We start from the raw sequence: 24,361 nt of genomic DNA, 5'->3' as shown, positions 1-24,361 counted from the left end.
GCTCCCGAATATCCAGTGATAGCGATTTGCCCATGTTCCACCTCCAAATATAGTGAATCACAAAATCCGCATCGTGGGAATCCCACCGATTCAGATTTCAAGGACGGCGCTCTAGCTTTTTCTTGAAAGATCTATCACAACAGAAAAGGGCCGCGAAAGACCGCGGCCCAAACTAAGGCAACAAGCGTGGCTAAGTCAGTTCTTAGCGTAGTATTCGACGACCAGGTTCGGTTCCATCATCACCGGATAGGGCACATCGGACAGACCTGGGGTCCGAACGAACTCTGCCGTCATCTTGGAATGGTCGGCATTCAGATAATCGGGCACGTCACGCTCTGGCAACTGAACCGACTCCAGCAGGATCGCCAGCTGTTTGGACCGGTCACGAACCTCGATCACATCACCTTCCTTCACGCGGTAGGAGGGGATGTTGACCTTCTGGCCGTTCACGCGGACATGGCCATGGTTCACGAACTGGCGTGCGGCAAAAACGGTCGGCACGAACTTGGCGCGGTAGACAACAGCGTCAAGGCGGCGCTCCAGCAGGCCGATCAGGTTTTCACCGGTGTCGCCTTTGACACGCTCGGCTTCCGCATAAATGCGGCGGAACTGCTTTTCGGTCAGATCGCCATAATAGCCTTTCAGCTTCTGCTTGGCGCGCAGCTGCAGGCCGAAATCGGACATCTTGCCCTTGCGGCGCTGGCCGTGCTGGCCTGGGCCATATTCGCGGCGGTTAACCGGGGATTTCGGACGACCCCAGATGTTTTCGCCCATCCGGCGGTCGAGTTTATACTTGGCAGAGGTGCGTTTGGTCACCGTCTGATCTCCTTCTTTCTAGGCGCAGGCCGGGGCCTGCTATGAAGGGCGTTGTCCTTTGCCCTTTCGGGCCGACAGGCATCCCCTTGCGAGGGCCACCAACACCAACAAAACCCTCGCGCTGAGGCGAGAGATTGCGGCGTTATAAGGGTTTAACGCCCCCTGTCAATGCTCAGGCCGCCTGACGCTGCCCGCCACCGCCGGATCTGCGGCGATTGCGGCGACGCTTCGGCTTGGACGTGGTTGCCTGAGCAGGCTTGCCCTGCCCCTGCGCAACCTTTTGTCCACCACCCCGGCCCCGGCGCGGTTTCTTCTGCTTCAGCGGCACCGGTGCCTCGCCCGAAGCAACCGGCACGCTGATCTTCATCAGGCGCTCGATATCCCGCAGCAACAGCACCTCATGCGCGCCGCAGAACGCGACAGCCTCACCTTCGGCCCCCGCACGCGCGGTTCGACCGATCCGGTGGACATAGTTGGCCGTAACCTCGGGTAGATCATAGTTATAGACATGGCTGACCCCGGGGATATCAATCCCGCGTGCCGCAACATCCGTGGCCACAAGAACGCGCACCTTGCCATCACGGAAATCGCGGATCGCCCGGTCCCGCTGTCCCTGGCTTTTGTTGCCGTGGATCGAGGCGGCTTTGAGGCCCGAGGCAACCAGCGACTTCATCAGCTTTTCCGCGCCATGCTTGGTGCGGGCAAAAACCAGTGACAAATCCTCGGGGCGCTCGGACAGCAACTCTTTCAGGAAAGTTGTCTTGTCTGGTTGTTCCAAGAAGTGCACGCATTGGGTGATCTTGTCAGCCGCCTTACCCTGCGGCGCGACTTCGATCTTGGCCGGGTCACGCAAATACGCAGTGGAAAGTTCCTCCATCGCCTTGGGCATGGTGGCCGAAAACAGCATCGTCTGGCGTTTACGGGCGATCAGACCGGCGATCCGTTTCAGCGGCTTGATAAAGCCCATATCCAACATCTGGTCGGCCTCATCCAAAACCAGAAACGTCGCTGTTTCCAGAATGACCGCGCGCTGATCAACCAGATCAAGCAAACGCCCAGGCGTGGCCACCAGAATGTCCGTGCCCTTGTCCAGCTTGCGGATTTGATTGCGGATCGACGCACCGCCGACAACAACCGTTACCTTCAGCGGCGTCTGCCGGGTGAAGTTGTTCAGCGTTTCCGCAATCTGGTTTGCCAACTCACGCGTTGGCGCAAGGATCAAAGAGCGCACTGTTTTAGGCAACGGCTTACCTTGCGCCCCGCCCAGAAGGTTATGAACCAGCGGCAGGCCAAAGGCCGCCGTCTTACCGGTGCCGGTCTGTGCCAGACCCATAACATCGCGCCCCTCCAGCACAAGCGGGATCGCCTGTTTCTGGATCGGGGTCGGCGCATCATACCCCTGCGCCGTAAGGGATTTCAGAACTGCGTCACGCAGCCCAAGGTCTTTGAACGTCGTCAAAACAAAAGCCTTTCAACCGGGGCGCCCATTGCGGACCCGGTGGTGGTCAGAACATGCGGATTGGTAAAGCCGCACGCGCCGGTTCGACATGAACGCGCCCGTGCAACCCCATGCTGCACAAACCGTCAGATCGTCAGAACCTCGCGTGAAAAAGGAACCTGGTGTGCCTTTGGGGACCTGCCCCTTTTGGCTGATACACGGACAGCGCGACCTTGTTTTTCTTCTTCGGGCGCAGACTGCTCACGCGGCAGCCCTATCAACGTGCAGGGCGTATGTCGGGCGTTCAGGGGGGAAAGTCAAGGGTAAGCTGATTTTAAGATCGCCGATCCTGGCCGGGCCTGTCCAACCGCAGCAAAACCTCTAAACCCGCTCGCACTGATGCCTGATCATCGAAGACCAGCCCTTTTTCGTCTGCGCATCCGCCGCCCAAACCATCCCCGCCCCATCGGGCCAAAAGCCAAAGCGCGCAAGTCCGGATGGCATTTCAGCGTGAAATCCCTTCGCCTCGGCATCCATGCCCGAGACATCGGCGACCTCGCCATACGCGGTCCCGCCATCGCTGGTAAAGGACCAGAAGGCGGGCGTGCCATCGCGGTTCAGACCGTAATGCGCCACCTCCTGATAGGTCTTTTTGCCGTCGCCTATATCCCAGTCGGCAATCAGGCGGATAAACTTCCCATCCAGGATTTCCTCATAAGCCCGCTCACAGAGGACCTTTCCCATCGGCGTATCGGGATCAATAGCAACCCATCGACCAATCAATGGCCGCATAAAGCCCATCTTGCCGCTCCCGACCTTCCAGTTACCCTGCGCCATTTGCGCCCCCGGTTTAGTTATCGCGTCTCGCGACATACCTGAGATATCAGGCAGCGTTGGATGTTTCAGGTTATTCGCATGACACATTGGCCAAGGTCTACCACATAACGGGCAAACCTATCGGGAAATCTGCCAATCAAACGGATGACCACTGCAATGCCGCTGACCCCGGCAGAAACGAGCATGTTCAAATACAGCCCAGCTGCTCGTACCTTACTGGGCCGGAGCGTTCTGATCGGCTTGCTTACGCGATAATCCGATCCCTGATTTGTCCCATGCTGAACCTTCGCGCACGCGGCTAGGGTGCGCTCCTACCATCGACAGCCTTTCAGAAACGCCGCTATCGTTTGAGCCATCTCAATGCACAGACACTTCATCGGATTAAGATGCTGTATCATGACACTAAAGCGTTTCGAGTTTATCTTGAGACATTACATAAAATCGAAACGCGTACGCCATATAGGCTTTTCACCGCGTTTCGGGATAATCCTTTGTCTCAGGTTTATCCCGAAACGCTTTAACTGAGGTTTGGTTGATGGAAATCTCGTCAAAGCCGGTCGTCCAGGGCTACACAGCCCCCGAGTTCATGCCGGTCAGAACCGCGTTTGAAGAAAACCTGCTGAACAGGGGCGAATTGGGCGGAGCCTGCAGCGTATATCTTCAAGGTCAGAAAGTCGTTGACCTTTGGGGGGGTATCCGTGACGCGGAACAAGGCACCCCATGGGAAGAAGACACGATGGTCATCGTCTTTTCCGTAACCAAAGGAATGGCGGCAATGACCCTGGCCATTGCGCATTCCCGCGGCTGGCTTGATTACGAAGCCCCGGTCGCCGATTATTGGCCCGAATTTGCGCAGAATGGCAAAGACGCGATCACAGTGTGTCAGGTGCTGTCACATCAGGCGGGCCTGCATGCGTTTCACGAAAAGGTTGATCGTCAGACAATCGCCGATCCGGATCGGCTGGCCGCAATCATGGCACGGGAAAAGCCGCAATGGCCAGCTGGCACCCGAAATGCTTATCATGTGCTTTCTCTGGGCTTTTACGCAGCAGAGATATTGCGTCGTGTTGACCCGTCGCACCGCAGCCTGGGTCAGTTCTTCGCCGAAGAGATCGCAGGCCCGTTGGATGTGGAGTTCTATATCGGCCTGCCCGCAAGCATTCCCAACACCCGTCTAGCACCGCTTAAGATGGAAGGACTCATCAAGTCGATTTTCGGCTACCCGCTGCCAATGGTGTTGGCGATGATGAACCCCTGGTCAGCCGCATTTCGGGCCAGCCTCGTCAACCCAGGGACTGGCGTCGTTATGGACAAGGACCACATCTACGCCCGAGAGATAGAGGTTCCATCCGGCAGCGGCGTCGGCACGGCGCGTGCCATCGCAAAGGCGTATGGCGAATTTGCAACCGGTGGGACAACACTTGGGCTGAAACAGGAAACTCTTGCGGAACTGACAGCGCCCTCGGTGCCGCCATCGCGCGGGTTCTTTGACGAGGTGCTAAGAGGCGACGCAAGATATCTGCTTGGCTTCATGAAACCGTTTGATGACTTCAGATTCGGCCACAAAGGCGCATTTGGCACGCCCGGGGCTGGTGGTGCGCTTGGATATGCAGATCCTGAAATCGGTCTGGGCTATGGCTACGTCACCAATCGGATCGGTCTGGGCGTTGATCTCGATCCAAGGGATGTCGCGCTAAGAAAGGCGATCACCGCCGTCACCGGATAGAGCCGCTTTTAGGACAAGCCAGGGCGGCGCGAAGTGACCCGCGCCGCCCTAAAACATCTGTCCGGTCAGCTGAACATAAAAGCCAAGCAACGCTCAAGAAAAGCCAAAAACCTCGAGTCGTCTCGTCACGACTATAGGGCTTGCGACGAGGCTTGCGTACCCCATCAGCACGGTCAACCCCATGTACGGGACAAGTCTCAAATGCCGGGTTTTATACGTACACCTGCTGCTGCATCATAAACCTGTAGAGGATCAAGATGAGGACTTTTCCGCCATTCTCTGCGGTGGTACTAAGGTGCGATTTAGGTTTCTATCAGTCAGCGGTACGCCGTCAAAAGAAACCAATAACAGAAAGTGTTATCTAAAGAAATGTGATCATGACCGTAAGCGATGTTCATCGAAAAACACTCAATTCCAAGCTAGCAGAGCTTCGGACACGATCCTCGAAACGTGCACGATCTTACTTGATCGTGAGAAGAAAGATTCTTGCGCTGTGGGTTATTTCCTTAATAGGTGCGATTCCGGTGTATCTCGCAACTTGGGGCATCGAATATGATTCCTTCGACTCCCCCGCTAACGCATATATAGCCCTTCTTGTTTCCATCTCGTTCGTTCAAATTATTTCGCTGTATTGGGCTTTCAGGTGCGGTAGCCTCAACGATTTTTTGTCGATAGTCAGCTTTCTCATATGGCTCTCTGGCTTTCTGCTTCTTTTCATCAGGCACATACTGAAGAACAGTGTTCCGAATCGAAAGTTTGACGGCTTTCTAATGTGCGTCGTCATAATAAGTATTGCTATAATCATGCTCCGGGGCTCAGCAAATGCAATTTGTTGATGATATCTACGATGCTGCTAAGGGATTATTCGCGGATGTACTGAATGTGTTCGAAAATAGGGCCGAAGAATTCGCAGAGAAGTACGACATCGACACCCGCGACTTTGTAAACGAAGATCCAAGCCAGGATCGGTTAGAAGTTGACTACAATTCTTTCGTTCACGCTCATGCAAGCTTCGAACTTACCTTCAACTTCGGAAATCGCGTAGCGGAATTTTTTGGATGGGCAAAGGAGCTTACTTCCGAAGATTTTGAGATGACGGACTCTTTGAGGGACGAGTACAACAATGCCGTGGGTAACGTCGTTGGAGACTACGCCAGAAGTGTTGGGCTAAGCTACGAAGATGCAGGAGAGCTCCTGGCCGAGGCTATCAACGGTGGTTGCCTTGCCAGTTATGATCTCGACCCTCGTACCATGGGTGATGACGCAGTGGATTTAGCAGGGCAGTGCGTGATGGAAATGCTCAACTCGCTCGGCGATCTGTCTGGATCGCTATCAGATACCGAACCAAGCGACAGTGACTCGGGCTTGGAGGGAATCTCGGAGCCTTCTACGGACGCTGAGTCCTCACCGTCGTCATCCCATAGCGGGGGTTCGTTCTTCGATGATGATGCGGAAGACCACAGACACGGCGACCATGATGACGACGATCACCACACCATGTGAGTAAAGTTGCATCGAAAACTCTTCCCGACAGCTCCCATTCGTACAAAATTCAGCATCAGTCAGTTTGGGCTAACTGAAGACCTTCTCTGTATGTTGTCCAAATGGCCGATCCGGCGCTAGTGTATTGTTTCGCTCTCAGCCGTAAGCCATCTCTTGAACATGACAGCGGAGTTCGGGAAGTCGGTTATTAGCGCTTGCGCGACAATGTTCTTGAGAAGCTGGGTCTTGCCCGTTCCAGTGGCTCCTTCAATCAGCATATGCAACGATTCCAAATGCTCGGGCATTCGGACGTTGCCAAGCGGAACCCCTTCGGCTTCCATTGGAGCGCCCATGCGGCTGACCTGCGCACCGCCCTTGTGGCGACGCTGGATGGCAGGCCGTCCTGTGCGAGCTGTCAGGCAGATTAGCCCGGCGATCCCGCCAAAAATGACGCCAAGAGCGATCATGAACACGCCGGGCCAGCCAGAATAGTCATTCGCGCCAACCAGTCCCATAAGGAAGCCAAGACCTGCAAGCCCTACGCACGGCATCACACCAAATTTGAACATGAACTTTCGAAACTGCGCCTGCGCTTCTAGGCCTGCACGGCGGGCGGCCACGTCGTCTTCTTGAGTGATCATGCTTCTTTCCTCTTTCGTGGACTGCTGGTGAAGGTGAGCAACTCACCTAATAGGGCTTCGACTATGTGTGAAGGTAAACCCTGATGTGTGGCGGTGATGCTCATGTCGAAACACCTCCCGCAAAGCTTGCGAAACGGTGGCATGCTTGGTATTTATTGGGTTCGATAGACTTTTCATTGCCGTCAGCTAGAGGTGCAACTCTACTGGCGGCTTTTTCTTTGCCCGGTGCCGGTTCCCGCGACTTCAACAGAGGAACAAAGCACGATCCTGTTGTGTCAGTTTTGTGCCTATCGGAAACACGCGTTCCTACATCGTTCTGCACCTGCCTACAATTTTCTGCATAGCAAGTGCCTTTGCCTGTTGCTGTTTTTAATGGGGTTCCGTATGTCCCGCGGCGGGACACCCTTCCCCAAAACAGGGACCAGTGCCTTCCGACAGAAAGATGGCCGGCGGGATGCCGAGGCCCCGAAGGACCCCGGCAAATATTTACTGGCGCACGGCCGGAGTTTCGACCGACAGCCCGTTGCCGCGGGAAGCAACATAAAGCTCAAGCGCGCGGAACTCGTCCGAGCCTTCGGCAAATGTGTGGGCCCGCGTGTCGCGAATACAGCCACGGAACCGGTTATGCTGCGAGATCAACTTGGCCTGTTTCAGACGATAGGTTGGAAACCCATTGGTCTGACCCTGGCTCAGATGGTCGGCGCGGATCATGTTGCCGTAATTGTCCTCGTGGCAATTGGCACAAGACAATTCCAACTGGCCGTAACGGGTGTAGTACATCTCCTTGCCCTTTTCCCAGTAAGACTGAGCGGGACCGTCAATATCTACATCCATCGGCATATCGCGGGACTGATGCGCGATCAGGGCAACCATGCCCTGCATGTCAGCCCCAGACCATTTCCAGGCATCGGCCTCCATACGCTCGGTCCGGCAGTTGTTGACGTAGTCTTCCATCGACCACAACACGCCGTCCTCGTTCACCTTAGGCATCTTGGTCCGCAGACCGGTGAAGCTTTCAGGCTCCTGATGGCAATCGGCACAGGATTTACCGGCTGCGCCATCCACCTCGGAAAACAGATCAATCGCCTGGTCGACAAAGATCATCGCCGGGTTATCGAAATCATCCATTTGCAGCGCCTGAGTTTCCGAAGAACGGAACAGCCAGCCGGAATAGATGGTGTCGAGGTTTTCAAGATGCGCCGGGGCATCGGTTTTTGTGACTAGCTTGATCTCTTCGTTGATCACCAGTTCAGCATCCTCATCCGCGAAGGCCGGAAAGGCCAAAGCGGCGAGCGCTGCGATCAGGATCGGCTTGCTCATTATATTCCTCCCAGTGGTCCCGGTCAGGCGACTTTTACGTTTTTCTCGTCTTCGTAGACGGCCCCGTCATCATCGTACCAGGTGAGCTTGAAGCTGCCGCTTTCGGGCACTTTTGCATCAAACTGGAAATACGGGTTGGTGGATATCGCGGGCTTCATATCCACGTCGATGATCATTTCGCCGTTAAACTCGCAGGTGAACCGGTTGATGATCGACCGCGGGATGATATTTCCCTCTTTGTCCTTGCGCTGACCAGATTCCATCTTGTGGCTGATCAGGGTCTTGATGGTGACCACCTCACCCGCGGCTGCGGATTTCGGGGCTTTGACGCAGGGTTTTACACCGTCTGCCATGTTCTCTCTCCTGTCCTCAGCCGCCGCAGCCGCCAATGGTAACTTTGACCTCATTGGCCGTCCGGCGGAACGAACCGTCCTCCATCTGTGCCACCGCGATCACGTTCTGGGTTTTGGCCAGACGAATCCGGGTCGAGGCGGATTGCGATCCGGCCAGTGCGCCGAATTTGAAGATCACAACATCTGCCTCGGGGTTACCTTCGGCAAAGATGGCGACCATTTTCGCACCTGGGGCCGAAACCTCGACCGGGACGGTGTTGCCGTTCTCAGCGATCTCCGGCGTGGTCAGATCGATATCGCCATCGGCAACATCCGCACCACCGGTGAACTCTTCCATTGCTTCAGGCAGGGGTTTGGCCAGCACAGCCAACGGGGTCAAACCCGCGGCCAGAACGGCTCCACTGCCGATAAGCATGATCTAGCGTCGTGAAAGCTCCATCTGTTTCATTCCTCTTTCAGGGTCATCAGGAAGGCGACCACATCCTCGATCTCCTGCGCAGACAGAAGCGGCTCAAGCGGCGCTTCCGGCGCCTTGCCGGTATAGGCATCGCCAGGACGGATAAAGCCTTCGGTTTTGTAGAAAGATGGCATCATAGTACCATCAAACATCATCTTGGCATTGGCCACGATCCCGCGCAGCTCTGCCTCGGTCCAGCGATCTGCAGCGCCATCAAGCGTCGGTCCCACTTCGCCCTGGAAGGGCAGATCGGACAGGGCCGAAACCTGATGGCAAGCGATGCAGTTGCCAGCACCCTTGTTGAAGATCGCGCTTCCGTTGGTTGCGTCACCCGGCGTACCGGTCAGCGACTGCGCAACGACGCCATCCTCATAGGTTACGTTATTTGGCAAGGTCGTGTCCGCAAAAGCCGGTGCGGCCAATGTCATAAACAACACCAGAGCGGCTGGGCTGTGTCTCATGCAGTCCTCCCGAGACTTGGCTCTTATCGTACGAAAGTTTAAGGTGAGAACCGTCGCACTGTCCACAACAAATTATCATCGGCGAATTTGTTTATCTAAAGCCGTCCATTACGCTATGGGACCGCCCCAGCCGCTGATTATCCGAACGCTCTGCCCGCCCTGCTTCTAATCCTGGCCGACTGTCAGGTTTCGGGCATGGTATTTCTGAAAACTCTCATCACCCTCATAGCCCTTTTCCAGCACCCAGGTCAGCATGTTGCGGGTGGTTTCCTTGCCAAATGCACCGGGCATCTTGGTCACCGCAGCCCGGCCCGCTGACATGTCCTCGGGCACTTCTTCAGGGAAGAACAGCATGGCCGGTGTGAACAGGACGCCCCATTTGCGAACCAAGGCTTTCTCGGTCAGCGTCTCGCCGTCGAAATCGGTCACTTCGACATCCCCGAACATGTTGATTTGCACAACAAAGAACTTCTCATTCAGCAGCGTGTCGATCGCTTCGTTCGGGAACACCCCTTCATGCATCTTGTCGCAATAGATGCAGCCACGCTGTTCGATGATCACCGCCAGACGCTTGCCTGCGGCGTTGGCTTCCTCAAGATCTTCGCGCAGGTCCTTGAAGGTATCCTGCATCCATTCTGCCTTGTGCAGGCCATCATCGCCAAGATCGGCGGCAAAGACGGACCCAGCGGCCAGGATCAAAGCAGTCAAGAAGGGGATAAAACGCATATCATTCCTCCGTTTCAAGGGCCGGTTTCCGGCGATGACAAAGGCGCCTCTGGCGCACTATTTCAGAACGCCAATATCTGGCGCGATACGTAGCAGGAACTGAGCGATGTGATTGATACTGTCGGTCGCAATCAACAGGGCAAAGATGATCAGCAGCGCCCCCATCACCTTTTCCACCGCGCCCAAATGCTTGCGGAACCCTTTGGACCAGCGCAGGAAAGGCCCGACAAAAATCGCGGCCAACACGAAAGGCAGCGTCATACCGATACCGAATGTCGCCAGCAGCAGCGCGCCCTTCATCGCTGAAGCCTCTGCGGAGGCAATCGACAGGATCGCTGCCAGTGCCGGTCCGGCGCAGGACGTCCAACCAAAGGCAAAGGCCAGCCCGATGACATAAGCCCCAAACAGCGTCCAGTCGGCTTGCGCAGCAGATGCACCGCCGACCTGCCGGTTCAGAATGCCGATGCGGATCACACCCAGAAAGTGCAGCCCCATCAGACCGATGATCGCGGCGGCAGCGTATTTCAGGACATCGAACCACTCACGGACCAACTGGCCAAAAACTGTCGCGGTCGCGCCCATGCCCATAAAGGTCGTGGTCACCCCTGCCGCGAAGAAAACCGCCGTCAGGATCGCCCGGCGCTGCGTTCCCGGCGGCAGCGGGGCATCATCATTCAATTCATTGATCGACACCCCCGCCATATAGGCCAGGTAAAACGGCACCATGGGCAGAATGCAGGGCGACAGGAACGACAGCAGTCCGACAAAAAACGCATAGCCAAAAGAAATATCAAACACCGGAACCCTGCCCTCGCTTGATTAATGAACATATTCTTATTAGATTGTGTGACAGGATTGCGTCAAACAAAATGACGGTCGGAGGCTGGCAGATGCGCGTTTTTGCTGTGATAACAGCTTTGGTTTTGACACTGGCCACTCCGCTGCGTGCCGCGGAGCTGCTGATGTTTGAGGAAACCGGATGCCACTGGTGCGCCCGCTGGAACGAAGAGATCGGTCCCGTCTATCCCAAGACCGCCGAAGGCAAGCTTGCCCCATTGCGTCGCCTGAATATCCGCGACGACCGTCCGGACGACCTGAAACGGGTCAAGCCGGTACGCTTCACGCCGACATTCGTTCTGGTGCATGAAGGTGAAGAAATCGGCCGGATCGAAGGGTATCCGGGCGAAGATTTTTTCTGGGGATTGCTCGGCCAGATGCTGCGTGACCTGCCTGCAGGCGACCTGCCCTGGCAGAAACGCGAGACCTGAGGCGGATGAGGCCGGATCGCTGGCCACAAAGAAGGAAAACCCATGGCGCTACCGGTCCTGTCCGAGGATATCACCCAAGACGAACTTGAGAAGATCGTCTCCAATGCCACCATGGCGGCGGAGTTCCTGAAGGCCCTGGGCCAGGAAAGCCGGCTGCTGATCCTATGCTATCTGCTGACCGGTGAGAAATCCGTCACCGAGATGGAGCGGTTTCTGTCGGCCCGGCAGGCCGCAGTCTCGCAACAACTGGCCCGCCTGCGGCTGCAGGGGTTGGTGAAATCTCGCCGCGTGGGCAAGACCATCTTCTACAGCCTGACCGACGACCGTCCGCGCCGCATCATCGAGATCATCTACGATATGTTCTGCGCGGACGAGCCTGCTGACACCTGATGCCCTTTCGGTTGATCCGCAGGGAGGCATGATGGACTTTTTAAGCGACGGCCAGCTTGCAGCGCTGATCGGCCTAGGCGGCGGCATCGCTTTGGGGCTGGCAGCCCGGCTTGGGCGGTTTTGTACGTTGGGTGCCATCGAAGACAGCCTCTATGCACAAAACAACACGCGGATGCGAATGTGGGGTCTTGCCATCGGTGTGGCCATGACTGGCAGTTTCGCTTTGATCGGCGCGGGATGGTTGCGCGTCGAAGAGACAATCTATCTCGCACAAGCCTTCAATCCGCTTGCAGCCATTACAGGCGGGCTGATGTTTGGCTATGGCATGGCACTGGCCGGAACCTGTGGCTATGGCGCGCTGGCCCGGGCGGGTGGCGGCGATATGAAGGCGCTGGTTGTGGCGTTGGTTATGGCGGTGTCAGCCTATATGGCGCTTTCCGGGCCAACGGCGATGCTGCGGGTCTGGCTGTTTCCTTCCGCATCCGCAGACCAGGTGCCGGGGCTGGTGCATCTGGCCGCACAGATCACCGACGGCTCCGTCACCGCTATTGGCATTGGAACCGGCCTGGTGATCGCTGCGGCCATGCTGGCCGGTCGGGGCCTGCGTCAAAATCCTGGCGCGATATTCTGGAGCATTCTGGTCGGACTGACGGCAATTTCCGCCTGGGCCGGAACGCAATGGATCGCCGATAACGGCTTTGACGCGGAACCCGTATCCGCCCACAGCTATGCTGCACCACTGGGCGAATCTCTGCTTTATCTGATGACCGCATCGGGAAACCGGCTGGATTTCGGGGTGGGGTCCGTTACAGGTGTCGTTCTGGGGGCGGCTCTGGCCACACTGGCCAAGGGACAATTCCGGTGGGAGGCGTGCGAAGATGCGCGCGAATTGCGCAGGCAATTGCTGGGCGCGTTTTTGATGGGCACCGGGGCCGTAACGGCCATGGGCTGTACCATCGGTCAGGGCCTTTCGGCATTTTCGGTGATGGCTTACAGCGCCCCGGTCGTGTTTGTGGCGATCTTTCTCGGAACAGCCATTGGGCTGCGACACCTGATCCACGGCAATCTGGGCGGCAGCCTCACGACCTGAGCGGTAGGGTGGGTTTAAACCCACCCTACACAGTGCTGTGCTCGGTTAAGGGCAGAGGATCATCAACCGGTCGTATCGCAGCCTCATCACTGAGGGCCTGAAAGGCATCGTATTGAGACAGGAACACGCGCCCAGTCAGATCCCTTAGAAAATGCGTCGCCTCAAGCCGGTCCATCACCGGCCCCTTAACCTCCGAAAGGTGCAACTGAACCTTCACCTCCTGCAGCCGCTCATTGATTGCCTCAAGCGATTCCAATGCCGACAGATCGATCTCATTCACCGCAGAGCACATCAAAACGACATTGCATATCGGGCAATCCTCGACCACGCGCGCATAGATCGTGTCTTCCAGAAACCGCGCATTGGCAAAATACAGGCTTTCGTCGATACGGATGGTCAGGAGCCTGGGATCAATCAGCACTTTGTGCCGGTCTATATTGCGAAAATGCTGCGTGCCGGGCACCAGCCCCACCTCGGCCACATGCGGGCGGGAGGTCTTGTGCAGATGCAAACCGATCGACAGGGTCACACCGGCCGATATACCAGCCTCGACACCAAAAATCAGGGTCAGCAGAATCGTCGCCAGGACCGCCGCAAAATCAGCGCGGGAATAGGCCCAGGCCCGGCGTAGAATGGAAAAGTCCACCAGCGAGAGCACCGCAACAATGATCGTCGCAGACAGTGTCGCCTTTGGCAGATCATGGATCAGCGGCGTCAATGCGACCGCTGCAATCGCCAGCCCGACCGCAGTGAACGCCCCCGCTGCAGGTGTCTCAGCACCAGCGTCATAGTTCACGACCGAGCGGGCAAACCCACCGGTCACGGGGTATCCCCCAGTCAGGGCTGCCCCTATATTCGCAGCGCCCAGCCCGATCAGTTCCTGATCCGGATCGATCCGCTGCCGTTTCTTCGCCGCCAGAGTCTGCGCAACAGAAACCGATTCCACAAAACCGATGACCGAAATCAGAAGTGCGGGCAGGAACAGTGCCTCGATCAGATCCCAATGAGATGGCGGCCAGGTCAGCGGCGGCAGGCTTTGCGGCACCTCACCGACAATGGCAACGCCCTTTGCCTCCAACCCCAAGATCCAAACCGCCAGCGTCGAGACCACCACAGCGGCCACCGGCCCCGCCTTGGTCCCGACATCCGCGCCCCGCGGGCCAAGCCCAAGTCGCAGCAACAGCGGTTTCATCCCCTTGCGGACCCAAACAAGAAATGCCGTGGCCAGCACGCCAATGATCAGGGTTGGCAAATTGACTTCCGGCAGATGCGCCAGCAGCGACCGGACCATATCCACCATCGTGTGGCCCTCGGCCCGGATGCCGAGGATCCCCTTAAGCTGACTGACCGCGATCAGCATGCCCGAGGCTGTGATAAAACCCGCAATGACCGGATGCGACAGGTAGTTGGCCAGAAAACCCAGCCGAAAAACCCCCAGAAACAACAGCATCCCGCCGGACATCGCCGCCAGCGTCAGCGCTGCTGCAGCATACCCCGCAGTCCCAGCCGCCGCGACTTCACCGATTGCCGCCGCCGTCATCAGCGACACCACAGCCACCGGCCCCACCGCCAGCGCCCGGCTGGTACCAAAGAGCGCATAAAGCATGATCGGCAGAATAGAGGCGTAGATCCCAGCCTCGGGCGGCAGACCCGCCAACATCGCATAAGCCAGCGATTGCGGGATCAGCATGATGGTGACGATCACCGCCGCGATAAGATCGCCCGACAATGCGGTGCGATCATAGCGCCGCCCCCAGTCAAGGATCGGCAGAAACCGCTGCAAACTGCTGAGAGAGCCGCGCATGGCTTAACCAGCCACGCGGCCCGGCAAGTCCTGAGACATCTGCCACAATGCAGTGCTGCGCGCCCCACTGCGGCAATAAGCAAGCACGGGGCCGGGCGCGTTTTCCAGAATATCCGCAAATGCCTGAACCTGATCCGGCAGATCAGCGCCCGAGGTCACGGGCAAATAATGCGCAACAGCCCCAGCCTTGGCAGCTTCCGCTGCAATCAGGGCAAAGGCGGGTTGATCCGGCGCCTCGTTATCCGGGCGATTGCAGATCAGCGTTCGGATGCCTTGTGCTGCCAATGCCGGAACATCTTCGGGTGTGATCTGGCCACTGACGGCCAGTTGCTCAGTCAAATATCGTAATTCCATCCCCTGCCCTTACAACCCGTTTACCGGCACTTTCAGCATCGGACGGCCATCCTTGTCCTTGGGCACGGCACCGGCGCGCATATTCACTTGCAACGAGGGTATGATCAGCTTCGGCATTGCCAATGTTGCATCGCGTTCCGTGCGAAACTTGATAAACTCCTCACGCGTTTTGCCGCTCCCAACATGGATGTTATGAGCTGTTTCCTCGCCCACCGTCGTTTCCCAGGCGATATCGCGACCGTTCGGGCCATAATCATGGCACATGAACAAACGCATCTGATCCGGCAGCTCCAGCACCCTCTGAATACTGTCATAGAGCGTGCCAGCATCCCCCCCAGGGAAATCCGCCCGGGCCGAGCCGCCATCGGGCATGAACAATGTGTCCCCAACAAAGGCCGCATTGCCCATGACATGGGTCATGCAGGCCGGTGTATGACCCGGGGTGTAGATCGCAAATGCTGGCATCGTGCCGACCATATAGGTATCGCCATCCTCGAACAGGGCATCGAACTGGCTGCCGTCACGCTGAAATTCCGTGCCCTCGTTGAAGATTTTGCCGAACGTGTCCTGCACCATCTGGATTTTTGAGCCGATGCCAATCTTGCCGCCAAGCTTATCCTGAATGTATGGCGCAGCGGACAGGTGATCCGCATGGACATGGGTTTCAATGATCCATTCCAAATTCAAGCCACGCGCCTGCACCCGGCGGATCAGTTCATCTGCATGATCATAGGTGATGCGCCCAGCGGCATAGTCGATATCCATCACACTGTCGATGATGGCGCAGGCATCCGAGTTTGGATCCTTGACGATGTAGCTGATCGTGTTGGTGGCAGGGTCAAAGAATGCCTCCACCTCGGGCTTGATGGTCATATCAACGGGATAGCTACTCATCTCCAGATCCTCTATTTGCCCGGTATTTGGGACCTATGGTTACGTCTTATGCAACAGTCCCGAGGACAGCCTTGTGCGATGAATACCCCCATGCGCGAGGCGACGACAAACGTAAAAGTCTATGCCTCACGCAAGCGGGTCAACAAAGCCTCAATATCATGGCGCACCAGCGGGAGGAACTTAGCAAATTCGCGCGGCACTTAGCACTTAGGTAAATTTGGTCATGCGCATGTGTGATCGCCAATGACGATCATCCCACTGCGCGTTCCAGATCCATTGCCACAGGATGCGCCATCCCCCAGATCTTTCCGGCATCCCGCGCCACAAGCTGCGCCTGCAGCCGGTCCAACTCCCGCAGAGCCTGCGCCGGATTTTGTGTGCGCGCCACAGCGCGGTCATAGGCCCGGCGGACCGATTGCGGGCGCCAGGGCAAAACGGCAGAGGCCAGCCAGCCGCGCAACTCCGCCGGGAGACGGTCATAATCGCGCATCGGATCAGCCGACCGCCGTTTGCATTTCAGGCTGGTACGGCCCCTGTTTCGGGACATCAGATCTCTTCCTTGGGCTGTGTCATGGGATTAAGAACCAGCACCAGCCGCGCTTCGCCCCTGCCTTCTATCGGCGGTGAGCGGTGCAGAAACTTCGCGTGCAGTTCCGCTGGCCAAAGCGTACCGCGCAGCAGGGTCGGCACGGTATGGATCGGGTCGGGGTCGTCCAGGCCTGCGGTAAACCCGTTTTGCGTTCTGACCTATTTTCACCTGCCTCATTCAATCATAAAGCCAGAATATATGTAATAACATTACACTCCACAAGAGCGTATATAGAAAGTCATCCCTCTTGGCCCGCTATCCCGCCAGAACCACCGATTGCCCCTCTGCCTGGGTCAGGGTCAGCTTGGTGTCATAAAGCGCGCTAAGGCTTTCGCTGCTCAGCACCCGGTCCTTGGCCCCATGGCTAAGGACACGCCCGTCTTTCATGCAAATAACCCAAGTTGCGTCACGCGCTGCGGTTTGCAGGTCATGCAGCACAAGCGCAACATTTCTTGGGGTCTCAGGATCCGAGACCACCTGTACCAGCCGGTCCATAATATCGCGGCTGAACTTAGGATCGAGCGCCGAGAGCGGCTCGTCCAGCAGCATCCAGGGCGTCGATTGCGCATAGGTCATGGCGATATAGGCGCGCTGTTTTTGCCCCCCGGACAAACAGGCGACCTCTTGTTCCGCCAAGTGTGACAGGCCAAAGCGGTCCAGCGCGTCCGAAACAATGTCCAGATCCTTGGCGGTTGGCCGTCCACGATGATGCGGCCAAGGGCCAAACCCCACCAGATCGCGGACCGTTAACCTTGGGACAACGCTTGTGCTTTGGGTCAGCAAGGATAAACACAAGGCGCGGGCCTGCTCGGCCATCTGATGGATGTTTTCGCCATTTACCCGCACCACACCGCTTTGCGGGCGCAGCAGACCGGCGATGCAATACAATAGCGTGGATTTCCCGGCACCGTTCGGCCCGATAATCGCGGTCAGGTTGCCTTTGGGGACCGACAAATTGATACCGCTTAGAACCTCAACACCACCACGTTCAACCGTCAGGTTTTCCACCTCGATCATCAAGAACGACTCCGAATTACCAATGCCAGGAACAAAAGCCCCCCAGCGAATTTACAACAATGGACAGCGCCGACTGCAGGCCGAGAAGGCGCTCAAAAACAGCTTGGCCAAGCACCAGTATGATGGCCCCGATAAGGCTGGCAACCGAGATCAGGATTGCGTGCCGGCTGTCAGGCACAGCGTAACGACCTAAACTGGCCGCGAGCAGGCCCAGAAACGTCGCAGAGCTAAACGCAGCCAGCGACCCAACAAGCGCGGTCGAGGTGGAAACAAGGATGGCCACCAGCCCAAGCCCATACAAAACCAACCTGTCATGCCCCAGACCCAAAGTCCGCGCCTTGGTTCGCCCAAGCGTTGCGACATCGAATTCCTTTGACATCAACCAGGCCGCAACCAACGCAACCCCCATCACCAGCCCCGCAATCCAAAGCTTTTCGATTTCTACCGCGTTGAAACTGGCAATGCTGGCCTGCTGCACAACGGCAAACTCTGACGGTTCCAGCAGGCGTTGCGCAAATCCGGCCAATCCCCGCAGCAGTATTCCCAGAATAACGCCGGTCAGGATCATGCGGGTGATATCCTCTGCCCCTTTACGGAACAAAAGACCGAACAGGGTCATAGCCCCCAGCATCATGCAGACGGTCTCGGCCGCGAATTTTGGCAATGCAGGCAGGGCAGCGTAGCCCACGCCGCCAAGGATCAGCACCAGCATGGTTTGAAGAAACACGAACAGGCTGTCAAAGCCAACGATGCTTGGTGTCAGCAATCGGTTGGCGGCGATAGTCTGAAAGATCACCGTGGCCGCCCCGCTGGCCGCGCCAACAAGGATCAAAACCGCCAGCTTCTCTGCTCTCAGCGACAGAATAAATCCAAATGGCGCGCGTAGCCCCCATAGCAGGAACAGCGCAATGGACGCGGCCAGCAGTCCGCCCAGCAGGAAAAAGCGGCGTTCAACCATTGGCATGCTTTCGCGGGGCGTTCAGGCCTATGCCAAAAAGTGCCGCAAGAAAGGGGTTGAGAACCCCGCCACAAAAAAGTCCCGCCAGCGAAGGGCGGGACTTTTGAGGTCAAAGCCTGAGGGTTTTTTCAGCCTTCCAAATGGGCCGACAGCAACCAGGCAAATTTCTCATGAACCTGACCACGTGCGATGCACAGGTCCTGGGTCAGTAGATCGCCGTGACGCTCAGACACATCGGCACAACCGGCAAGTGTCGCGGCAACGGTGCGCTGTGCTTCGGCAAGCTGTGCAATCATATCCTGCGCGCTTTGCGTTCCATCGGCTTCGTTCACCTTGGACCGCTCAAGCATGACGGCAAGACGGCCCTCGGCATGGGCACCGATCTGGCGAACACGCTCGGCCAGATCGTCCTGTGCAACGAAATGATCTTCATAAATTTCCTGAAACAGCGCATGCAGCGGGCCAAAGGCCATGCCTTTGACATTCCAGTGGAAGTTCTGCGCCAGCATCGTTGTTACAACAGTTTCAGCAACCGACTGCGTCAGAGCTTCAGCGATTTCACTGACAGCGTCGGGGGATAGATTGGTCGCGGTCTGTGACATCACGGCCTCCTTAGCAGATACTAAATTGTATGGCTGGCTGGAAGGGACGACCCATCGTGGCTGGCTGTGATCTCATATAGAAGCCGGGCCTGAAGGTTTCAACACAATAAATGTAAAAAAATCAAAGGGTTAACAGAAGTATTTTTGTCAGGAATTATTATAGCGCGTCGATGCGCTGCGCGAGGCCTTTGATAAGAAACACAAAAGCACGCCTCTGATATGCCGAAACGCGGCTATGAACCAAAAAGGCAAGACTATCAAAATCGTCTGCAATCGCCCGATCCAAAAGCCGCAAGAGCCAGATTTCGTCAAAACTCGGCGATGCCCCAGCTTGCCTTAGCACCGGAGGCCGACCAATCGCTTGGGGCAGTGTTCGAATCAAAGCAACCGCATAACCGTCAGCCGCGCGGTTCTCGTTAACCGCTAAAAGATCACAGGCCCGGAACAAATCCAGCCGTGCCTGACACCGGCAATCGCCAGCGATACCGCGCAGATGTTCGAGCGTTTCTATATCAAGCGGCAGACCTAGGCCTGTTGTTACAGGGCCGGAGTGTTTGAGCTGAGCGATCACGAGTCTCCCCTTATACCCAACAAGAATAGTTGGTTTTCCAGATAGGACAAGTCGCTTTGTTGTGAAACTGAGAGGGGCGCTAAACTTTAGTGCCGTTTGGGTAATCATGGCATAGCAATCCTGACACATAGCGCCAGTATCGAGGCTGCAGTGACAGCAGCCTCGTTTTGTTGCCGCCATGCTGCAAGGCTCCATCGGCTGCCGTGAAAGCGTTTTAAATCAAGATCTAAGACATCGCCCAATCAGATAAAAACCCGGCGTTAGCGAACCACCACCACTTAAATATATATTTCCGATAAAAAGACTTGGTTTTCCTCCAAGCTTATGCAAACTGCCGTTGTTCAAACCATCAGGAGACCGTAATGTCGCTTATGACATCCGCACGCGGCTTCCTTGGTGCCATTGCAGCCAGCGCGGCTATCTTCGCGCAAGCCGGTCATGCCCAAGCAGAAGCTATTACGCTGACCGACGTTGCCGGGCGCACCGTCACGCTGGACGAAATGCCTGACCGCATCATTCTTGGCGAAGGCCGGATGATGTACGCCATCGCCGCCGTTACCGAAGGCAATCCTTTCGAAAAAATCGTTGGTTGGAAGGATGACCTTATCCTTTACGATCCCGATGCCTACCGCAAGTTCAAGCAGGCCTTCCCCGAAGATGCGGAGCGGCAGATCAATTTCGGCAACCCCTATGCGGGTGATTTCAGCATCGAAGCGGTGCTGGAAGCTGAGACCGACCTCGTGCTTCTGGATATCGGCAACCTGTTCAAGGCCGAGGAAACCGGCTTGATCGAAAAGCTTGATCAGGCCGGTGTCGATGTCGTGTTCATCGACTTCCGCCGCAACGCCACCGAAAACACAGTGCCATCGCTGCTGGTGCTTGGCCGTGTCCTTGGGGAAGAAAAAGGCACTGCAGAGTTCATCGATTTCTATATGGCGCAGATGCGGCGTGTCACGAATATCGTGGATCAGATCCCGGCTGAGGACCGCCCGCTTGTCGTCGTGGAAAATGCAGCTGGCTGGCAGCCTGACTTTTGCTGCAACTCCTTCGGGCCCTATAACTACGGGCGTTTCGTCGGACTGGCCGGTGGTGTCAATTATGGCTCGACCCTTGCGGATGCCTATTCGGTTGAACTGAACCTGGAGGGGATACTGGAAGCCGACCCTGACGTGCTGGTTCAGACCGGTGCCAACTGGGCCGAGGCCAAACCCGAAGTGACCGCAACCCTTTTGGGATATGATGCCGATCCGGCCAAGAATGCCGCAAACCTTCAGTCGCTGGCAGAGCGGAACGGTTTCTCGGAACTTCGGGCGGTGAAAGAGGGGCGGATGCATTCCATCTATCACCAGTTCTACAACTCGCCCTATCACTTCATTGCGGTCCAGCAGCTGGCCAAATGGCTGCACCCTGAGGACTTCGAAGACCTTGACCCCGAGGCGACGTGGAAAGAACTGCACGAAAGGTTCCTGCCGTTTGAACCATCGGGCCAGTTCTGGGTTTCCCTGGGTCAAACCTAAAAGGATATCCCCGCCTCCGGTTTCAGGGGGCGGGGAGTTTTCAGCATGACAGATGTACCTTTGGATGCCAGCAACCTTGTTGCTGCATATAAACGCCGCGGCCTGCGCCGCGTGGCCCTTGTTGCCGGTGCCGGACTGATTCTTTTTGCGCTGGTGGTGCTGGATGTAGCCACCGGTCCGGCCAGTCTGGATTTTTGGCGCGTTGCCGGGGTGATCATTGATCCGGCCTCCGCCACACCGAAAGAGGATGTCATCGTCTGGCAACTGCGCCTGCCCATCGCATTGATGGCGATTGCGGTCGGTGCGATGCTGGGGGTAGCCGGGGCCGAGATGCAGACCATTCTCGACAACCCGCTGGCGGACCCGTTTACACTTGGCCTGTCCTCGGCGGCCAGTTTTGGCGCGGCCCTTGCCATCGTCCTGGGCTGGTCGGTCATCCCCGGCACCGCAGGGCTTTTCGTCACGGTCAACGCCTTTGTTTTGGCGATGGGAACCTCGTGCCTTTTGTTCCTGTTCACACGGCTGCGCGGCGTAACGCCCGAGGCGATGATCTTGGTCGGGATCGCCATGCTATTTACCTTCAACGCGCTTCTGGCCTTCCTGCAATATGGCGCGTCCGAATTGCAACTGGCGCAACTGATCTTCTGGCAGCTTGGTTCACTGGCGCGCGCGTCCTGGGAAAAGCTGGCAGTGTGCGCTGTCCTCCTGTTGGTCGTCCTGCCCTATTTCATGAGCCTCGCCTGGGCGTTGACCGCATTGCGCATGGGCGAGGATAAGGCCGCCGCCCTTGGCGTGAACGTCCCTCTGCTGCGCCTGGGCGTTCTGGCTGGCGTTTCCCTGCTGTCAGCCGTCGCCGTATCTTTTGTTGGCGCGGTTGCCTTTGTCGGCCTGGTTGGCCCGCATATCGCACGAATGATTGTCGGCGAGGATCAACGCGGCTTTCTGCCGCTTTCGGCCATTTGCGGTGCGCTGATCATGTCCGGAACGTCCATCGCTTCAAAGGCCATCACCCCCGGCATCGTCTATCCCATCGGGATGATCACATCCCTTATCGGCATTCCGTTCTTCATTCTGCTGATCCTGGGACAACGCCGGAGGCATTGGCGATGACCGAGCTTGCAAATCAGACGGGTCTGTCTGCCAAAGGGATTGCCTTTTCCTACGGGCGGCATCCCGTGCTTCGCGATATCAATTTCGGCCCGGTGGAGGCTGGCCAACTGACCGCGCTGATCGGGCCGAACGCGGCGGGAAAATCGACGCTTTTCCGGCTGATCGCGGGCCTGCAAAAACAAGCTGCGGGCCAGATATCCTTGGATAGCACAGATCTTGCGACCGTCCCCGCCCGCGAGCGGTTGCGGCGCGTCTGTTTCATGCCGCAGTTCTTTTCCGCCAATGCCGCCCTGACGGTCTTTGATGCCGTCATGATGGCCCACAAGCAGCTGAAAGGCTGGCGTGTCAGTTCAAGCGACATGACCGCCGTCGGAGAGGTGCTTGAAACCGCCGGGATCGGGCATCTGTCCGAGGCCTATGTCGGAGAGCTTTCCGGTGGCCAGTCACAGATGGTTTCTGTCGCGCAGGCCCTGATCCGGCACTCGGAAGTCTACATGTTCGACGAGCCGACCTCGGCGCTGGACCTCAAACATCAACTTGAGGTGCTGTCGCGGATCAGAAGCGCGATGCAAAACCGGAACGCCATCGGATTGGTCGCCTTGCATGATCTGAATCTGGCCGCGCGATTTGCCGACCGAATGATCCTGATCGGCGAGGGTCAGGTCATGGCCGAAGGGGCACCTGCGGATGTTCTGGCCTCGGATGCCATCAGCCGGATTTATGGTGTCGAAACCGAAGTAACCCAAGGCCCAAGACAGGAGCTGATCGTTCATGCATACGCGTCGTAAAACACTAATTTTCCTGGGCGCCCTCGCCGCAAGCTCGGCCGCATGGGCTTGCCCGGTGCCAAAGACCGACGGCACCTCTCATGGCGTTATGATGCTGAATGCAGATTGCAATGACACCAATGTCATCAATGTCTTTGAACCCTCTATCCTGCGGGTGGATATTGGCGACAGCGTGACGTTTCTTCCGTCGCAGTCCGGCCACAACAGCGCCTCCAAACGGGGCATGGTCCCCGAAGGGGCGGAGCCCTGGAACGGCGGTATCGACGAGGAAGTGACCCTAACGCTCACCGTGCCGGGCATCTATGGCTACCTGTGCCTGCCGCATTATGAGGCTGGCATGGTTGGCCTGATCATCGTCGGCAATGATCTGTCGAACCTTGCAGAGGTGCGGAAGGTCAGGCATCCGGGGTCAGCACGCCGCGCGTTTCGGCGACTGTTGGAAGAGGTCAGCGCCTGACGGCTTCTTTGCGTGCCAAAGCTGCAGCGCCTTGAAGGCTTTGAAAGTCAATCGAACAAGGGGCTACTGCTGACCGTTCAGCCGGGCAAAAATATCGCCGGAATTCGCCTCGGGCGGCAGCGCCATGATGGCTTGGCCCAGTTGCCCTGCACTCACCCAGCTTTGATATCTCAGGCGATGCTCTTCCCCCAAGCTCAGGTTGAACTCGTAGGGGCCAAGTTCTGACAGTTTGGCAAGGCAGCCCAGCGCCAATTCCCTCTGGATAACCGTGAACTCAAAGGACAATGCCTTCACGGGATGGGTCAGGCCAATGAGCACATCAAGCTCGAACCCCTCAACGTCAATCTTTACGAAATCGGGCGCGCCATAGGCCGCAATCAGGTAATCCAGAGTTGTCACCGGGACCCGAATTCTGTCGTCCCAATTCTGGCCAAGCCACTGCTCGGAGGTATTGGCCGCCTCCATCAACGCGCGTGAGGCGGTTGTGATGGTCGGATTGTCCGAATTCACGAAAAGATCCAGCGTTCCGGGTTCAGCTCCGACAGCCTCACACCTTAGGGTCGCATCAGGGTTACGACCTGACCTGCCCCCCGAAACTTCCCTCGTTCTGATGTAGAGTTTGCTCAACCTTTTGAAGGAGCAAACGAATGCGAAAGAGCCGTTTCACGGAAGTCCAAATCATTGGGATGATCAAA

General features: G+C 57.1%; 29 protein-coding genes. 9 read left to right on the top strand and 20 right to left on the bottom strand.

The genetic code is table 11. The features are described 5' to 3' along the window. Positions 1 to 195: 195 nt before the first annotated feature. From rpsD to ACW9UQ_RS15060, 3 genes are all read right to left on the bottom strand, one after another. Complete coding sequence (gene rpsD, locus ACW9UQ_RS15070; RefSeq protein WP_458931848.1) at positions 196 to 816, bottom strand: 30S ribosomal protein S4; 621 nt, start codon at positions 814 to 816, stop codon at positions 196 to 198. Positions 817 to 988: 172 nt separating this feature from the next. Then, positions 989 to 2,275: a DEAD/DEAH box helicase gene (locus ACW9UQ_RS15065; RefSeq protein ID WP_458931847.1), complete on the bottom strand. Its 1,287-nt coding sequence runs from the start codon at positions 2,273 to 2,275 to the stop codon at positions 989 to 991. Positions 2,276 to 2,635: 360 nt separating this feature from the next. Then, positions 2,636 to 3,091: a hypothetical protein gene (locus tag ACW9UQ_RS15060; RefSeq protein ID WP_458931846.1), complete on the bottom strand. Its 456-nt coding sequence runs from the start codon at positions 3,089 to 3,091 to the stop codon at positions 2,636 to 2,638. A gap of 535 nt (positions 3,092 to 3,626) precedes the next feature. Here ACW9UQ_RS15060 and ACW9UQ_RS15055 point away from each other — a divergent pair. Next, positions 3,627 to 4,817, top strand: a complete 1,191-nt coding sequence (locus tag ACW9UQ_RS15055) for a serine hydrolase domain-containing protein (protein WP_458931845.1) — start codon at positions 3,627 to 3,629, stop codon at positions 4,815 to 4,817. 822 nt (positions 4,818 to 5,639) lie between these two features. Beyond that, a complete protein-coding gene (locus ACW9UQ_RS15050) occupies positions 5,640 to 6,320 on the top strand; it encodes a hypothetical protein (protein ID WP_458931844.1) in 681 nt (226 codons plus the stop codon). Positions 6,321 to 6,436: 116 nt separating this feature from the next. On the opposite strand, the gene ACW9UQ_RS15045 is transcribed toward ACW9UQ_RS15050, so the two are convergent. The 7 genes from ACW9UQ_RS15045 to ACW9UQ_RS15015 all read right to left on the bottom strand — a co-directional run bounded on the left by ACW9UQ_RS15045 (position 6,437) and on the right by ACW9UQ_RS15015 (position 11,055). Then, entirely contained in the window at positions 6,437 to 6,940 is a 504-nt protein-coding gene (locus ACW9UQ_RS15045) for a type IV secretion system DNA-binding domain-containing protein (protein ID WP_458931843.1), read from the bottom strand. Positions 6,941 to 7,426: 486 nt separating this feature from the next. After that, positions 7,427 to 8,260 carry a sulfur oxidation c-type cytochrome SoxA gene (gene soxA / locus ACW9UQ_RS15040; RefSeq protein WP_458931842.1) on the bottom strand — a complete coding sequence of 278 codons (834 nt, stop codon included), beginning with the start codon at positions 8,258 to 8,260 and terminating at the stop codon, positions 7,427 to 7,429. Positions 8,261 to 8,283: 23 nt separating this feature from the next. Further along, entirely contained in the window at positions 8,284 to 8,613 is a 330-nt protein-coding gene (soxZ, locus tag ACW9UQ_RS15035) for a thiosulfate oxidation carrier complex protein SoxZ (RefSeq protein ID WP_458931841.1), read from the bottom strand. Between the two features lie 16 nt (positions 8,614 to 8,629). Continuing rightward, the gene (soxY, locus tag ACW9UQ_RS15030) at positions 8,630 to 9,028 is read right to left on the bottom strand and encodes a thiosulfate oxidation carrier protein SoxY (RefSeq protein ID WP_458931840.1); all 399 of its coding nucleotides are present in this window, start codon (positions 9,026 to 9,028) and stop codon (positions 8,630 to 8,632) included. Between the two features lie 29 nt (positions 9,029 to 9,057). Then, positions 9,058 to 9,531, bottom strand: a complete 474-nt coding sequence (soxX, locus tag ACW9UQ_RS15025; protein WP_458931839.1) for a sulfur oxidation c-type cytochrome SoxX — start codon at positions 9,529 to 9,531, stop codon at positions 9,058 to 9,060. Positions 9,532 to 9,696: 165 nt separating this feature from the next. Beyond that, complete coding sequence (locus tag ACW9UQ_RS15020; RefSeq protein ID WP_458931838.1) at positions 9,697 to 10,257, bottom strand: thioredoxin family protein; 561 nt, start codon at positions 10,255 to 10,257, stop codon at positions 9,697 to 9,699. Between the two features lie 57 nt (positions 10,258 to 10,314). Then, positions 10,315 to 11,055 (bottom strand): cytochrome c biogenesis CcdA family protein, encoded by a 741-nt coding sequence (locus tag ACW9UQ_RS15015; protein WP_458931837.1) that lies wholly within the window; start codon positions 11,053 to 11,055, stop codon positions 10,315 to 10,317. 92 nt (positions 11,056 to 11,147) lie between these two features. Here ACW9UQ_RS15015 and ACW9UQ_RS15010 point away from each other — a divergent pair, with 92 nt between their 5' ends. Genes ACW9UQ_RS15010 through ACW9UQ_RS15000 form a run of 3 tightly spaced genes read left to right on the top strand, consistent with a single transcriptional unit; the run spans position 11,148 to position 13,005 of the window. Beyond that, positions 11,148 to 11,525, top strand: a complete 378-nt coding sequence (locus ACW9UQ_RS15010) for a hypothetical protein (RefSeq protein ID WP_458931836.1) — start codon at positions 11,148 to 11,150, stop codon at positions 11,523 to 11,525. Positions 11,526 to 11,567: 42 nt separating this feature from the next. Next, positions 11,568 to 11,915: an ArsR/SmtB family transcription factor gene (locus ACW9UQ_RS15005; RefSeq protein WP_458931835.1), complete on the top strand. Its 348-nt coding sequence runs from the start codon at positions 11,568 to 11,570 to the stop codon at positions 11,913 to 11,915. A gap of 28 nt (positions 11,916 to 11,943) precedes the next feature. Next, the gene (locus ACW9UQ_RS15000; protein WP_458931834.1) at positions 11,944 to 13,005 is read left to right on the top strand and encodes a YeeE/YedE family protein; all 1,062 of its coding nucleotides are present in this window, start codon (positions 11,944 to 11,946) and stop codon (positions 13,003 to 13,005) included. A gap of 25 nt (positions 13,006 to 13,030) precedes the next feature. On the opposite strand, the gene ACW9UQ_RS14995 is transcribed toward ACW9UQ_RS15000, so the two are convergent. From ACW9UQ_RS14995 to ACW9UQ_RS14955, 9 genes are all read right to left on the bottom strand, one after another. Then, entirely contained in the window at positions 13,031 to 14,809 is a 1,779-nt protein-coding gene (locus tag ACW9UQ_RS14995; protein ID WP_458931833.1) for a SulP family inorganic anion transporter, read from the bottom strand. 3 nt (positions 14,810 to 14,812) lie between these two features. After that, positions 14,813 to 15,163 (bottom strand): protein tyrosine phosphatase family protein, encoded by a 351-nt coding sequence (locus ACW9UQ_RS14990; protein ID WP_458931832.1) that lies wholly within the window; start codon positions 15,161 to 15,163, stop codon positions 14,813 to 14,815. A gap of 9 nt (positions 15,164 to 15,172) precedes the next feature. After that, positions 15,173 to 16,057 carry an MBL fold metallo-hydrolase gene (locus ACW9UQ_RS14985; RefSeq protein ID WP_458931831.1) on the bottom strand — a complete coding sequence of 295 codons (885 nt, stop codon included), beginning with the start codon at positions 16,055 to 16,057 and terminating at the stop codon, positions 15,173 to 15,175. A gap of 250 nt (positions 16,058 to 16,307) precedes the next feature. Beyond that, the gene (locus ACW9UQ_RS14980) at positions 16,308 to 16,604 is read right to left on the bottom strand and encodes a DUF6525 family protein (protein ID WP_458931830.1); all 297 of its coding nucleotides are present in this window, start codon (positions 16,602 to 16,604) and stop codon (positions 16,308 to 16,310) included. Then, complete coding sequence (locus ACW9UQ_RS14975; RefSeq protein WP_458931829.1) at positions 16,604 to 16,747, bottom strand: DUF1826 domain-containing protein; 144 nt, start codon at positions 16,745 to 16,747, stop codon at positions 16,604 to 16,606. Before ACW9UQ_RS14975 ends, ACW9UQ_RS14980 begins: the two co-directional genes overlap by 1 nt. Before the next feature lie 154 nt (positions 16,748 to 16,901). Continuing rightward, positions 16,902 to 17,663, bottom strand: coding sequence for an ATP-binding cassette domain-containing protein (locus ACW9UQ_RS14970; protein WP_458931828.1), 762 nt, complete (start codon positions 17,661 to 17,663; stop codon positions 16,902 to 16,904). A 16-nt stretch (positions 17,664 to 17,679) separates the two neighbouring features. After that, entirely contained in the window at positions 17,680 to 18,621 is a 942-nt protein-coding gene (locus ACW9UQ_RS14965; protein WP_458931827.1) for an iron chelate uptake ABC transporter family permease subunit, read from the bottom strand. 128 nt (positions 18,622 to 18,749) lie between these two features. Next, the gene (locus tag ACW9UQ_RS14960; RefSeq protein WP_458931826.1) at positions 18,750 to 19,223 is read right to left on the bottom strand and encodes a Dps family protein; all 474 of its coding nucleotides are present in this window, start codon (positions 19,221 to 19,223) and stop codon (positions 18,750 to 18,752) included. 157 nt (positions 19,224 to 19,380) lie between these two features. Then, on the bottom strand, positions 19,381 to 19,974 hold the full coding sequence (locus ACW9UQ_RS14955; RefSeq protein ID WP_458931825.1) for a hypothetical protein: 594 nt from the start codon (positions 19,972 to 19,974) through the stop codon (positions 19,381 to 19,383). A gap of 182 nt (positions 19,975 to 20,156) precedes the next feature. Here ACW9UQ_RS14955 and ACW9UQ_RS14950 point away from each other — a divergent pair, with 182 nt between their 5' ends. From ACW9UQ_RS14950 to ACW9UQ_RS14935, 4 genes are read left to right on the top strand one after another with little or no spacing between them, the layout of a single operon-like run. Continuing rightward, a complete protein-coding gene (locus tag ACW9UQ_RS14950) occupies positions 20,157 to 21,311 on the top strand; it encodes an ABC transporter substrate-binding protein (protein WP_458931824.1) in 1,155 nt (384 codons plus the stop codon). Positions 21,312 to 21,356: 45 nt separating this feature from the next. Beyond that, positions 21,357 to 22,421 carry a FecCD family ABC transporter permease gene (locus ACW9UQ_RS14945; RefSeq protein WP_458931823.1) on the top strand — a complete coding sequence of 355 codons (1,065 nt, stop codon included), beginning with the start codon at positions 21,357 to 21,359 and terminating at the stop codon, positions 22,419 to 22,421. Continuing rightward, positions 22,418 to 23,209, top strand: a complete 792-nt coding sequence (locus ACW9UQ_RS14940; protein WP_458931822.1) for an ABC transporter ATP-binding protein — start codon at positions 22,418 to 22,420, stop codon at positions 23,207 to 23,209. The genes ACW9UQ_RS14945 and ACW9UQ_RS14940 overlap by 4 nt, the downstream gene beginning before the upstream one ends. Positions 23,210 to 23,264: 55 nt before the next feature. Beyond that, positions 23,265 to 23,666, top strand: a complete 402-nt coding sequence (locus ACW9UQ_RS14935) for a pseudoazurin (RefSeq protein WP_458931821.1) — start codon at positions 23,265 to 23,267, stop codon at positions 23,664 to 23,666. 63 nt (positions 23,667 to 23,729) lie between these two features. Here the strand turns inward: ACW9UQ_RS14935 and ACW9UQ_RS14930 are convergent, their stop codons facing one another. Continuing rightward, a complete protein-coding gene (locus ACW9UQ_RS14930) occupies positions 23,730 to 24,293 on the bottom strand; it encodes an FkbM family methyltransferase (protein WP_458931820.1) in 564 nt (187 codons plus the stop codon). Positions 24,294 to 24,361 lie beyond the last annotated feature (68 nt).

This window comes from Halovulum sp. GXIMD14793 (genome assembly GCF_054457435.1).
Note: the sequence above shows the minus strand (reverse complement) of the source record. Positions and strands in the feature narration are given on the sequence as shown.